This is a genomic window from Sedimentibacter saalensis, assembly GCF_007830175.1.
Classification (GTDB): Bacteria; Bacillota; Clostridia; order Tissierellales; family Sedimentibacteraceae; genus Sedimentibacter; species Sedimentibacter saalensis.
The window spans coordinates 1-14,287 of sequence record NZ_VLKH01000006.1 but is presented as its reverse complement, the minus strand read 5'-3'; the positions used below and the strand labels follow the sequence as shown (position 1 = coordinate 14,287).

At 37.5% G+C, this 14,287-nt stretch carries 10 protein-coding genes; 1 reads left to right on the top strand and 9 read right to left on the bottom strand.

What is annotated here, in order from left to right:
- Window positions 1–128: 128 nt before the first annotated feature.
- On the top strand, window positions 129–1,091 hold the full coding sequence (locus tag LY60_RS11105) for a hypothetical protein (RefSeq protein ID WP_145083547.1): 963 nt from the start codon (window positions 129–131) through the stop codon (window positions 1,089–1,091).
- Window positions 1,092–1,265: 174 nt separating this feature from the next.
- Here LY60_RS11105 and LY60_RS11100 read toward each other — a convergent pair whose 3' ends face one another.
- The 9 genes from LY60_RS11100 to LY60_RS11060 all read right to left on the bottom strand — a co-directional run.
- Complete coding sequence (locus tag LY60_RS11100; RefSeq protein WP_170226183.1) at window positions 1,266–2,342, bottom strand: AI-2E family transporter; 1,077 nt, start codon at window positions 2,340–2,342, stop codon at window positions 1,266–1,268.
- A 62-nt stretch (window positions 2,343–2,404) separates the two neighbouring features.
- Window positions 2,405–4,171 (bottom strand): pyruvate kinase, encoded by a 1,767-nt coding sequence (gene pyk, locus LY60_RS11095; RefSeq protein WP_145083541.1) that lies wholly within the window; start codon window positions 4,169–4,171, stop codon window positions 2,405–2,407.
- Window positions 4,172–4,216: 45 nt separating this feature from the next.
- On the bottom strand, window positions 4,217–5,176 hold the full coding sequence (gene pfkA / locus LY60_RS11090; RefSeq protein ID WP_145083538.1) for a 6-phosphofructokinase: 960 nt from the start codon (window positions 5,174–5,176) through the stop codon (window positions 4,217–4,219).
- A gap of 292 nt (window positions 5,177–5,468) precedes the next feature.
- Window positions 5,469–8,963 (bottom strand): DNA polymerase III subunit alpha, encoded by a 3,495-nt coding sequence (locus LY60_RS11085; protein ID WP_145083535.1) that lies wholly within the window; start codon window positions 8,961–8,963, stop codon window positions 5,469–5,471.
- Between the two features lie 40 nt (window positions 8,964–9,003).
- Entirely contained in the window at window positions 9,004–9,573 is a 570-nt protein-coding gene (locus tag LY60_RS11080; RefSeq protein WP_145083532.1) for a chromate transporter, read from the bottom strand.
- On the bottom strand, window positions 9,570–10,139 hold the full coding sequence (locus LY60_RS11075) for a chromate transporter (protein ID WP_145083529.1): 570 nt from the start codon (window positions 10,137–10,139) through the stop codon (window positions 9,570–9,572). The genes LY60_RS11080 and LY60_RS11075 overlap by 4 nt, the downstream gene beginning before the upstream one ends.
- A gap of 24 nt (window positions 10,140–10,163) precedes the next feature.
- Entirely contained in the window at window positions 10,164–11,696 is a 1,533-nt protein-coding gene (cls, locus tag LY60_RS11070; protein WP_145083526.1) for a cardiolipin synthase, read from the bottom strand.
- A 377-nt stretch (window positions 11,697–12,073) separates the two neighbouring features.
- Window positions 12,074–13,561 carry a carbon starvation CstA family protein gene (locus LY60_RS11065; RefSeq protein WP_145083523.1) on the bottom strand — a complete coding sequence of 496 codons (1,488 nt, stop codon included), beginning with the start codon at window positions 13,559–13,561 and terminating at the stop codon, window positions 12,074–12,076.
- Window positions 13,562–14,029: 468 nt separating this feature from the next.
- Window positions 14,030–14,287: IS3 family transposase (locus LY60_RS11060; protein WP_145083520.1), on the bottom strand; the 258-nt coding region annotated here is incomplete at its 5' end.

The following is a 14,287-nucleotide window of genomic DNA, read 5'->3' as shown; positions in this document are numbered from 1 at the left end:
ATCAAAAAAAATTCAATAAAAAACCCATATACTAGAAATATTTTTAAGTTTAGATGGTTGTAACAACTATAGCCAATAAGAATATATTGAAGTATAGCAACAGTAAAATATGAGGAGGTAATATAAACATGAAATGCTCAAACAATAAAAATTCCGTTGCAGGCATTGGCGATATTGCAGATAGATGCTGTACAGGTCAGTCAGGCTGTGACTGGGATGGTACATTGAGAAATGTGGTAACTGAACCAATATATGTACAAAAAGTTTACGATGCTGTGCTGTTTAATCTGCAAGGATTAAAAACAGCTCCGGATACAGTTTTCGAACCAAACTTAGGATGCGGAACAAATATAATCAGAATTGCTGATATCAGATGCAGAAAATTCTTCAATCCTGACAACATCAATGACGACTGCAATTTGAAAATCAATCCAAACACTCAATTATCAGGCGGACAGTTTGTTAAGAAAGAAGACGGCTGCGACTATAAAGTAATAGGACCAGACGGAACATTAAGCGAAAAATTAGTATTCGCTGACACTCAATTCTGTGATGAAGAAGAACTGGGAACTCCTGTATTCGGAACTCAGAACATTGAAATAACAGGCTGTGTTGAAGTAGAAATTGATTTAGTGGTTTCTCCTTGCAATTCAACTAACGAAAGCATAATAACACTCACAGCAGTTGTTGAAATAGCACCAAAATGTAATCCTTTAGTATTGACTAACTTCTTTGAAATTTGCGTACCTTCAGTACAAGACACGGCATTTCTGCCAAGATTTACTGAATTCTGCAACCTGTCATGCATAGTAAGACTTGCAACTAACAGCATTCAAAGAGACTTTACTCTTGACCCAAGAACTGGTGAATTGTCAATCAACTTGATTATTTCTCTTTGCGTTTCCTGCGAAAAGAAAATAGTTGTTCCTGTTCAGTTATGTGTACTTTCAACAGGATTTGTACAATTATCACCAGAGCAGGCTGCTCTTTGCCCGACATTCCCGAGATTGTTCCCACGACAAATCGATGAGAACTCTGTAGGCGGAGCCGGCGGTGGCTGCAGGCCAAGATCAACTTCACTTGATGATTAACAATAAAAATTAAACCTGCTTCGCAGGTCAGTCTTGATAGACTCTGACGCTGTCATCCTGAACGATAGTGAAGAATCTCATCTTTTAAAAACATGAGATTCTTCGGGCTACGCCCTCAGAATGACAACGTCAAATGTTACTTTGTCATCAACTTGAACTTGCCTAGGCAGGTTTTTATTTTTTATTTTCCCTCATTTTTTCTTTTTCTATGTCGCATATTCCTTTTTCTATAAGTCTCATGTCCACTGCTTCCTCTATGATGGTCTTAATTAAAACCACAACAGGAACTCCCAGAATCATTCCGGGAATGCCGAACAAATTTCCTCCCAAAGTAACTGATGTGATAATCCAGAAAGGGCTTACACCCACGTTGTTTCCCACTATTTTAGGATCAAGAATGTTTGCGTCAAGCTGCTGTATAACTATTATTATAATAAGAGCATAGACAGCCTTTGGGGGATCCACGAAAAATGAAACAATTACAACGGGAACCGATCCTATTATGGGTCCAAAATAAGGAATGATGTTAAATACCCCTATAATTGTTCCCATGAGCGGAGCATATGGCACTTTGAATATGTAAAACACTACTACGCATATAACTCCAACAATTGCCGAATCAAGCAATTTGCCGTTCAAAAAGCTTTTAAAAATTTTATTTCCACGGCTGAAAGCTTCAAGAGTCTTTCGTGCTTTGTGATGATTAAAATAGGCATATATGAATCTTCTTCCTCTTGCAAGAATGTCTTCTTTTTCAGAAAGCATGTATATATTTATGATGAAGCTTGTTACAACAGTAAATGCACTCGAACCTATGTTTGTTACCAGCCTCATAAGCATGTTTGACACTCTGAGAAGCAAATCATTCATGAGTTCCTTCACTGATTCGCTTGCCTCAAGGATATAATCAGTAACGTATACAACATATGGGTGATTGATTCTGTCTTTCAGATCTGTAACTATCTGAACAACATCCACATTCCCATCCATTATAAAATTTACTATGTTGTTAATATTTTCAACTATCTGGGGTACAACCTTGTATACGAGAGTACTTATGAGACCTATTAAAATTATGCAGGCAAGAAAAATTCCCTGTGCCCTTCTTACCTTGAGCTTCTTCATGAAAAATTCAACAACTGAATCAAGAAGATACGCAATTATAAGGGCATATATAATTGGTTTGAATGAATCTATAATCCAGCTGAAAGCGCCTGGATTAAAAACAATCAGCAAAATTGTCAGAGCCATAAACATTATGGGCAGCGATAATTTTACTATGCTTTTATATTTTTCGATGGTACTATCTCCTTTTACATTATTTTGGCCTGGCCTCTGTAAACAACGCCCTGTCTTCCGTTGACAGTAAGAAGTTCTCCATCTTTTATGACTTTTGTACAGTCTTCTGCTCCTACTATTACTTCAATTCCAAGATTAAGTCCTGCAATGAATGCATGTGATGTAAGGCCGCCTTCTTCAACTATTATTGCCGAAGCTCTTGACATATATTCAATCACATCTTTATCAGTTGCAGTCATGACGATAATATCTCCGTCTTCAAACTTATCTCTTAGTTCTGAAGCATTCTTAGCTACTCTTGCCTTTGCAATAATAGTTTCTTTTCCAACTCCAACTCTCTTGTAAAGAATTTCACTTACTATATGAACTTTTAAAAGGTTTGTGCTTCCTGAAACTCCAACAGGTACCCCTGCAGTTATAATTGTCAGGTCTCCGTTTTCAATGTAGCCCATTTCCAGTGCTCTATCAACAGACTTTTCAACTATTTCATCAGTGGAATTAAGCTTTTCGATTTTAATAGGGTATACTCCCCAGTAAAGAGACATCCTTCTCATTACCTGCTCAGATTGAGTGGCTGCTATAATTGGAGCCTTTGGTCTGTACCTGGATACTGCTGCTGCTGTGTAGCCTGACGATGTTGCTGAAATTATTGCAGAAGCCTTTAGATCCAGACATGTCTTGCATGTTGCATAGCTTATGGAATCAGTTATGCTGTTTTGGAATGCTATGTTTTTGTTTTTCAATATTTCATCATAATCCAGCGAGTTTTCTATCATTGTTGCTATTCTTGACATTGTCTTCACTGCTTCTGTAGGATAGCTTCCTGATGCAGTTTCTCCTGACAGCATTATGGCATCTGACCCTTCAAATATTGCTGTTGCCACGTCTGATACCTCAGCTCTTGTAGGACGAGGATTACGCATCATTGAATCCAGCATTTGTGTTGCAGTAATAACCGGTTTACCTGCATCATTGCACTTTTTGATTAGAGTTTTCTGAACCAGAGGAACTTCCTCTGCTGGTATTTCAACTCCCAAGTCTCCCCTTGCAACCATTATGCCGTCTGAAACTTCTATTATTTCATCAATGTTCTCCACACCTTGCCTGTTTTCAATTTTAGAAATAATCATTATGTGGTCTGCAAGGCTGTCTTCCAGAATTCTTCTTATGGCAATTACATCATCTGCCTTTCTGATAAATGATGCTGCTATGTAATCAATTCCATTTTCGATACCAAACTGTATGTCGTCTATGTCTCTTTCAGTAAGAGCAGGCAAATTTATCTGAACGTTTGGAACATTAATTCCTTTTTTGTTTTTTACGATTCCTCCGTTTTTTACAATGCATTTTAAGTCAGTATCGTTTAATGACTCAACAATTTCCAGGCTTATGAGGCCGTCATCTATAAGCACTGTATCTCCTGGTTTTACATCTTGGGCAAACTTATCGTATGTGACGCTTGCAATGTTTTTATTTCCTAAAATATCCCTTGTGGTAAGGATGAATTCCTGATCCTTTACAAGCTCAGCAACGCCGTTTTCAAAATCTTTTGTTCTTATTTCAGGTCCCTTTGTGTCCAGCATTATTGCAGTACAGGTCCCAAGATCTTCACGCACTTTTTTTATTACATCTATTTTTGCCTTGTGTTCTTCATGGGTTCCGTGAGAAAAATTGAGTCTTGCCACATTCAATCCATTTAAAACAAGTTCTTTAAAGGACTTTTCATCCTGAGAGGATGGTCCTATGGTGCATACAATTTTTGTTTTTCTTAATTTCTGCATATTATCACTCCTTTTTATTCTAATTGTTATTAAATAAATCCTATATTATATGGAAAGTATTTTTGTCAGCTCGTATGACTTTTCATCAAATTTCTTTTCCATTGAAAGAGCTTCTTCAATATCCATATGGAATATTTCATTTCCCTTTATTCCAAGCACCCTGTTAGAAACAGAACTTGTAAGAAGCTCCACAGCCATGGCACCCATCTGGCTTCCCATGAGCCTGTCAAATGCTGAAGGTGTGCCTCCTCTTTGAGTGTATCCGAGAACAGAATATCTTGTACCCACACCTGTCTTTTTTTCTATTAATTCACTAATGTCCTTTGCATCTCCGGCACCTTCTGCCAGTATTATTATGCTGTGCTTCTTTCCTCTTGCCCTGCCCTGCATTATTTTATCGCACACTTCATCAATATTATAATCAACTTCAGGAATTATAACCATTTCTGCTCCGCCGGCCAAACCTGCATACAAAGCTATGTCTCCGCAGTTTCTGCCCATAACCTGAATTACATTTGTTCTTCCGTGAGATGAGGAAGTGTCTCTGATTTTTTCAACTGATTCTAGCACTGTAGTAAGAGCTGTGAAAAAACCAAGAGTATACTGAGTATATGCCAGGTCATTATCTATTGTACCAGGTATACCAATTGTTGGTACTCCAGCTTTTGCAAGCTCCATGGCACCCTTGAACGTACCGTCTCCTCCTATTGTTACAATGCCGTCAAGGCCTAAATATTTCACATTTTTAAGAGCCCTCTCAAAGCCTTCCTTTTCTTGAAAATCTTTGCTTCTTGCACTTCCAAGAACCGTTCCTCCTCTATGAATAATGTCAGCAACCGATGAAAGGCTCATCTCCATAGAATCACCTTCAACCAGGCCTCTGAACCCGTTTTTAATACCCACAACATTTATGTTATTGAAAATTCCGTATCTTACTACTGCCCTGATGGCAGCATTCATTCCAGGCGCATCTCCTCCGCTGGTAAGTACTCCGATTTTTTTCATAAAAGCCTCCTGTTATTTAAAATTAAGAATTAAGAATTAAGAATTATTTCCAAAATATAATTCAGTTTGATGACAAAGTTATTTCAATTTTGTAGGGGAGGACTACTGTCCTCCCGCGCAGGCGGGCACAAGACGAGGCCACTGAAAAACTATATATTTATTCACTGTCATTCTGAGGCGTAGCCGAAGAATCTCATGTTTTCAACAAAGATGAGATCCTTCACTGTCGTTCAGGATGACAGGAAAGACTTTTTCAGTGACGTCCACAAGACCCTCCCCTACAATGGGTAATTTATTTTAAAACTACATTAGTTTCTCCCAGCAATGTTTTCAGATCATTTATTAAATTCTTGTTGCTTGCATCTATCCAGTAATTCTTTGGGAGAACCATATTTGCTTTTTCCAGTTCACTGTAGATTATAACACAATCATTGCCATTGTATTTACTAATATTTGTAAATAATTCATTTTTTATTTTCATGTAGTGATTCTTATCTTTAACTTTGATGTATAATTTATTTTCCTTATGTTTAGAAACATTTGTTGTACTTTTTTTAAGCTCAGAAATTTTGTTGCATATTAGTTTTGGTGCATCATCTTCCGCTGCATTTATTGTTCCTTCAATGAGGACTATGCTGTCTTCGTACAACACATCCTTGCAGCTTTCATAAACCTTGGGAAATACAATTCCTTCAAAGGTTCCGTATAAATCCTCCAGTGTTACAAAAGCCATCATATTGTTGTTCTTTGTTATTTTATTTTGTTTTTTGATTATTATTCCGCCCATTACAACGCGGCTTCCGTCTTTTATAATTTTGTTTTCTTCCTCTTGATCCTTTATATCTGCAATTTCGCTGGAATTTGTGGTAGCTTTTTTGTCAAGCTCCTCCTCATATTCAGAAAGAGGATGGCCGCTTAAATAAACTCCCACCATTTCCTTTTCCATGGCTAAGAGCATTTTTTCATTATATTCCTGAAGATTTGGCATTTCATCATTTAGTGACATGTCTATTTCTGAGGATGAATTGTCATCAAACATTGAAAACTGACCTTCAATATTTCTTTTTTTCTGATTTACAATTGAATCAATTGTTTTTTCATAGACGGCCATGAGCTGTGACCTGTAAACTCCGAGAAAATCAAACGCGCCGCACTTTATGAGAGATTCTATCTGCCTTTTATTGAGTACGCTCTGGTCAACCTTTGTGCAGAAATCAGCAAAGCTTGTAAACTTGCCCTTAGTTTCTCTGGCCTTTACAATATCGGCTATTACATTTGTTCCGACATTTTTTACAGCAGCCAGTCCGAAACGGATTTTTCCATTTTGGACAGTAAATTTGTCAAGGCTTTCATTGACATCCGGCGGCAGTATTTCTATTCCTAACCTCTTGCATTCCCTGATGTACAGTGAAACAGTGCCTGAACTTCCCATGATGCTTGAAATCAAAGCTGCCATGAATTCCACAGGATAATAGTGCTTCAGCCATGCTGTTTCATATGCAAGAGCTGCATATGCAACCGAATGGGCTTTTGGGAAAGCATACTTTGCAAATTCAACCATAAGGTCGTAAATGTCGTTGGCAGATTTTTCATCCACACCGTTGTTTACTGCTCCTAATATTGCAGGCTCATTGTTTTCAGCTTTCTTGCCATATATGAAGTTTTGGCGTTCTTCAAGCATGACGCTCATTTTTTTCTTACCCATTGCACGCCTTAAAAGATCTGAGCGCCCCATAGTAAATCCGCCGATGTCCCTTACTATCTGCATGACCTGTTCCTGGTAAACCATACAGCCATATGTTACGTTAAGTATTGGCTCAAGCTTTGGGTGAAGATACTTTACACTGTCCGGATTAAGCTTGTTTTTTATATATACGGGAATCTGTCCCATAGGTCCCGGCCTGTACAAGGCGTTGGCAGCTGCTATATTTTCAAACTCCGTTGGCTTAAGCTCGCTTAAAAAAGCCCTCATGCCCGAACTTTCAAACTGGAATATCCCCAGAGTGTCCGCATTTGAAAACAACTTGTAAACATTTTTGTCATCATAGCTGCAGTTAGCAAAATCAATCTTCAAGTTATGATTTTCCTCAATTAAATCTATGGCATCTCTTATGACAGTAAGTGTCCTGAGTCCTAAAAAATCCATCTTAAGTAAACCCAGTTCCTCAAGTTCTATCATGTTAAACTGAGTTGTTATTATATCCTTGTTTCTTGACAGAGGAACATATTCTGTAACATCTTCTCTTGATATGAGAACTCCTGCTGCATGAGTTGAAGCATGCCTTGGTAATCCTTCCACCTTAAGAGCAACATTTAAAAGCTTATTAACCTTCGTATCCCCATCGTACAGGTCCTTTAATTCTTTGTTTACCTCCAGAGCCTTAGAAATGGTCATTCCAAGGTCCATTGGTATCTTCTTGGCTATGAAGTCAACCTCTCCGTAAGATAGGTTCAGGGCTCTTCCAACGTCTCTGATGGCTCCTCTTGCAGCCATTGTACCGAATGTAATTATCTGGGCCACCCTGCTGCTGCCATACTTGTTCTTAACATATTCTATAACTTCTTCTCGCCTTTCATAGCAAAAGTCAACGTCAATATCCGGCATACTTATTCTATCAGGATTCAAGAATCTTTCAAATATAAGGCTGTATTTAAGAGGGTCGATGTTTGTTATTTTCATGGAATACGCAACCAGGCTCCCTGCTGCAGAACCTCTGCCTGGTCCTACCATTATTTTGTTGTCCTTGGCATACTTAATGAAATCCCACACTATGAGAAAGTAATCAACGTATCCCATCTGTTCTATGATTCCTATTTCATAATCAAGACGCTTTTGAATGTCATCTGTCACAATTTTGTATCTTTCCTGCAGGCCTTTCTGACATATTTCTCTGAAATATTCTGACTTCTCATAACCTGCGGGAATCTTGAACTCCGGCAGGTGTACCGTTTCAAAATCAAGCTCCACATTGCATCTTCTGGCTATATCGTGTGTATTTTTTAAAATATCATCAGGAAAAATCTGTGCCATTTCCTCATATGATTTAAGATAAAATTCATCTGACGGAAATTTCATGCGGTCTTCATCCATTACTGATTTCTGCATTTGAATACAGAGAAGAACATCGTGAAAGTATGCATCTTCTTTGTTTATATAGTGCACGTCATTTGTGGCAACAAGTTTGATTCCTGTTTCATTGGCTATTTTTAGAAGGTTCTTGTTTACAGCCTGCTGCTCCTGCATGCCGTGGTCCTGCATTTCAAGATAAAAATTATTTTCTCCGAATATATCTTTATACAAAAGAGCTGCTTTCACAGCATCTTCGTAATTATTTTCAAGCAATTTTGTCTGAACTTCTCCCGCCAAACATGCGCTTAGAGCAATAACGCCCTGGCTGTGACGCCTTAAAGTTTCATGGTCGATTCTCGGCTTGTAATAGTATCCGTCCACAAAGCCTTCAGAACAAAGCTTTATGATGTTTTTATAACCCGTATAATTTTCAGCGAGCAAAACAAGATGGTACTGATTTTTATCCTTTTGAGGATCCTTGTCAGTCATCTTTCTTGGTGACACATATGATTCAAAACCAAGTATGGGCTTTATGCCTGCTTTTTTTGCCTGTTTGAAAAACTCCACAACACCGTACATGGATCCGTGATCTGTAATGGCCAATGAATCCATGCCAAGCTCTGCTGCTCTCTTAACAAGCTCTTCAATTCTGCATGCGCCGTCCAACAGGCTGAATTCAGTGTGGACGTGCAAATGTGTAAATTTGTTTTCTGACATATACTCTCCTTCGCATTGCTTTGTAGAAAGACAATGACAGTTATATACCGTAAATGAATATACCCACTATTCCGGCTGCAATCATGACCTTAATAGGATCCATCTTGAACTTTCGAAGAACAACAACTCCTGCTGCAACCATGGCAATTGAAATGAAATTAATATCACTTAGATTCATTGTTGTTAATGTAACTCCTTCAGTTTTAAATACTGCAAGAAGAAGTATTGACAAACCGGCAGATGCAATCAAAGATACAACTGCAGGTCTTAATCCCTTTAAAATACCTTGAATGGTGGATAAGTTTTTATATTTAAAATAAAAATAAGCCAGCGTAATTACTATTATGCAGGATGGTGTAACACATCCAACAGTGGCAATGATTGCTCCTGGCAATCCTGCTACCTTTGTACCAACAAATGTTGATGCATTAAGAGCTATGGGTCCTGGAGTCATTTGAGAAATTGTAAGAAGGTCTGCAAATTCTCCTAACGTTAGCCATTTGTGAATTTCAAGCACCTGATGTTCAATAAGCGGCAGTGCTGCGTATCCTCCACCGATGCTGAACAATCCTATTTGAAAAAAGCTCCAGAATATTTGTAAATATATCATTGCTGATCACCGCCCTTCTTTAGCATCTGATAATAAAATGCACCAAAAGCTCCGCTTAAGATTATTATTAGTGCAGCATTTATGTCAAGTACAACAGCAGCGAAAAATGTTACTGCCATAATCATTATTGACACCTTATTCTTGCTCTTTACAATATCCTTTGCCATTTTAATTATAACATCTATAATTACGGCTGCAACACCGGCTCTCATGCCCAAAAGCAATGCATTAACCACTTTGTTTTCCTTAAATGCCGCATAAAACTGAGCCACAACAGTTATTATTATTAAAGGTGGCAGCACTGTTCCAAGTATTGATACAAATGAACCAAGAACCCCTGCGAGCCTGTAGCCAACCATTATTGATGTATTGACTGCAATAGGCCCTGGTGCCGACTGCGAAATTGCAACCAGGTTTAGCATTTCCTCTTCTTCGATCCAATTCAACTCTTCAACAAACTTCTTCCTCATTAACGGCACAATGACGTATCCTCCGCCTATTGTGAACGCACTTAATGAAAAAGTGGAAGAAAATAGCTTCCAATAAAATTTCATGTCTTTTTTCATATCTGTCCATTCCTTATGTATTTTTTACATCAGAGGTGAAAGAATTTTTAGAACTGTTCTCCCAATCCTTCTGATTTTTGAAATCTTTTTAAGTTCTTCTATTGTTACTTTCTTGCTGAGATCATAAGCATTCAATGTGCTTTGCTTCACCTGATCTATACACTTTGTGCCGTACATCCAAACACCGCATTCAAAATGAAGGTAAAGACTTCTGTAATCAAGATTTATTGTCCCGACCACTGCATATTCATCATCAACCACAAAAGTTTTTCCGTGGTTGAACCCCGGTGTGTATTCGTAGATTGAAACTCCTGCTTCAATAAGTTCTTCGTAATTGGACTGAGTTACTGCAAAGGCATACCACTTATCCGGTATGTGAGGCGTAAGAATTCTAACGTCAACTCCCCTTTTTGCAGCCATTGAAAGAGCCACCATCATTTTATTGTCTGCTATAAGATACGGAGTTTCTATATATACATACTTTTTTGCCTGGTTGATTAAATTCATGTACACTGCTTCGCTTACATTCTCATCATCAAGTGGGCTGTCGTCAAAAGGCTGAACAAAGCCTTGGCACTGTGAACCCGTAGGAAGAATTTCAGGTTTAAACCTGCTGAAATCTTCTGTTGTTTTAGCAAGAAAATTCCACATGGACAAAAACATGGCCGTCAGGCTCATGACTGCTTCGCCCTTTAATTTGATGGCACAGTCTCTCCAATGTCCGTACTTCTCACGTTCATTGATATATTCATCTGCCAGGTTCGCTCCTCCCGTAAAGGCTGACTTTCCGTCTATGACAGCAATCTTTCTGTGGTCACGGTTATTGAGGCTGAATGTTAAAACCGGAAGGAAAGGATTGAATACACAGCATTTGATGTTCATTGACTGAAGTTTTTGATTATAATCCGACGGCAGCGTGAACACACAACCAACATCATCGTAAATAACCCTCACATCAACGCCTTTTTTTGCTTTTTCTGCAAGTATGTCCAAAATCGAATTCCACATTATTCCTTCTTCTATTATGAAAAATTCAAGAAAAATGTATTTTTCAGCCTTCTTTAATTCTTCAAGAAGATGTTCGTAAAACAATTCTCCAGACGGATAAAATTCCGTTTCAGTGTCATTGTAAACAGGACACAGCGAGTAATTATCTATATATTTTGCCTGATTGTAGGCGCTTATGCTTTCTTTTTTCAAAAGCTCAAGTGTTTCTGAATCCTGTCTCAGAGAACTTCTCAGCTGATTTGTTATGCTCTGCATGTTGTTTTTCTTGCGCAAAGACAAGCCTCGCCCCCCAACCATGAGATAAAATATTCCTCCGAATATTGGAAAAAGCATGATTGGTATAATCCAGGCAATTTTGTATGCAGGGTCGCTTCTTCTGTTTAATATATAAATAACAACAAGTACACTGACAATCATAAAAACAGCATCAAATAAAACGAAGTAACTGCTGAACTTCCATATAATTAATGCAAATGTGAGCAATTGAAGTAGAATTGCCAATGTTACCAACGTAACCCTATTAAACAACAATCGTATTACTCTGTTCATAATGACATCCTTTAAAATTAATTTAACCTTTTCATTAGAATAAGTCAGCAAATTCAAGTAAATTGTATCAAAAATTAAATGTTTTGTAAACAGGAGGGCAGAAATTTGCTATAACAACGTCATGACCTACCAACCATTTTTTCTCCCTACGGTCAAAAAATGGGGTTAGGGCATAAAAAAGTTGCTCCGCAACTCCGCTAGGGGGACCTATGTCCCCCTTCGGCGCAAAAAATACTAACGTATTTTTTGCTGAGCACCCCCCTTGACGGCAAGGGCGTCCCGCCCTTTGCAATCCCCGTTTTTTATATACTAGAAATAGAACTTTCCTCGTATATAAAAAAAAGGACCACCTCGTCGGTGATCCTTAGTGTTTATTTTTAAGAAATTACATCCTGTAAAATGTGATCTTTTTCTTTTTCGCCATGTGTCTTTACAAACCATGCGTATCCTATACAGCAGATAGCTGCAAGAATGAATGATGCTGTATAGCTTTTTGGATCCATTCCAAGTCTTTCGTCAAGTTTAAGACCGATAGGAGCATGGAAAATGAAGCTCAATGTTACAAAGAAGTAGAACATTCCAGGAATTAATGCAACCAGGAAGTTTTTGCCGTTGATGTACAGGTAAACAGATATTGTTGCCAAAGCAAATGTAGCTACAAACTGGTTAGTGAATGAGAAGTATCTCCACAAAATATTAAATCCAGTTGGTGATGATTTAGCATAGTAAAGAACAAATACTGCAGGCACGAACAAGCATGCTGTAGTTATTATTCTGTTTCTTGCTACTTTCTGATTAATATTGAACTGTTCAGAAACCATAAGTCTTAATGATCTGAATGCTGTATCTCCAGAAGTTATTGGAAGTACTATAACTCCTATAACTGCTATCATACCGCCTATTGGTCCCAAGAAACCTCTTGATACAAGACCTACCATCAATGTAGGAGCTGTAGCCAAATCTGTTCCTCTTCCGAATATAACCATGGCACCTGCTGCCCAGCACATAGCTATGAATCCTTCAACAATCATCATGTTAAAGAATGTAGCTTTACCTTCTTTTTCTGATTTAACTGTTCTTGAAATCAAAGTAGCCTGAGTTGCATGGAATCCTGACATTATACCGCATGCTACTGTAATGAAGAATGTTGGTATGAAAGGAAGTCCTGTTGCATGCTGTGCAAATGGGTTTGAAGCAAATGATAAGTTAGTAAGGTTAGCTCCGCCATCCATAAGAACTCCTACGAAAATACCTACTGCTGAAAGAATAAGGAATCCACCGAATATTGGGTAAACTCTTCCGATTATAGCATCAATTGGGAACAATGTAGCTATCAGGTAGTAAACAAATATACATCCGTATACTATCCATACTGTTGGGTTTGCAACAGCTGCTTCTTGTCTTAAAACTTGAGTTACTATTAAGTCTCCAGGAGTGTAAACGAATACAACACCTACCAGGAACATCAATACCCATAAGAAGAAGTTGTAAGCTTTTATAACCTTGTTTCCTAAATACTTTTTAATAAGTTTAGGCATCTGAGCTCCACCGTTACGCATAGAGATCATACCTGAGAAGTAGTCATGCATTGATCCTGCAAGTACACAACCAACTGGGATTGTAATAAATGCTATAGGTCCAAACAGAATACCTTGTATTGCCCCGAATATCGGGCCAGTACCTGCGATGTTAAGTAATTCAATTAGTGCATTTTTCCATTTTTTCATTACGACGAAGTCTACTCCGTCTGCTTTTGATATTGCTGGTGTTTCTCTGTCATCAGGTCCAAATACATTTTCACAGTATTTACCGTAAACAAAACCGCCAGCAACTAAAATAATAATTCCGATTAAAAACGTTGCCATATTAATTGTCCTCCCTAATTAATAAAATATTTTTTAATGTTTTCCGGAAGTATACTTCCTGTAAAGATAAAAGAAACAAACTTTTCATATTAGCATTTCATGGTAACGTCATAAAAAAATTAATATATAATATAATAATTGTGCTTATGAAACGTTTTACTTCTTTTAAGCTTTAACTTTTCAAACATACTGAATTGTAACATCATTGATAAATATAGTCAATAATTTTTTGAGTATGGAATTCTTTGAAAATGAACCCCAAAAGTAATCATTAAACGCGGTTGATATTCCATTTCGTTACTTTTTTCGACAAATTTCATGCATTGTGAAAATTATTCATTCTAATGCTACACAATATTAAATTTTTTTCTTATTTAATATTATTCACTTTTTTCATACGCAAAAATAAAAAAAATCCTGCATTTTGAACAGACACTTGTCAAGTAGACAGGTAATTTAATTAAAATGTTATGCACATATGGATGTATGGTTTCGATATTCTAAAGGAGCCATGCATCCTAGTCTTTTTTGAAATCTTTTTTCATTGTAAAACTCAATATACTTAACTATTTTCTCCTTTAATTCTTCAAGTGTTTTGAACTTTTTCCCATAAAACATCTCAGTTTTTAATATGCCAAAAAATCCTTCCATAGGTCCATTATCTATGCATTTTCCAACTCTAGACATACTTTGAATCATTCCAGCTTCTTCAATCTTTCTTTTGAA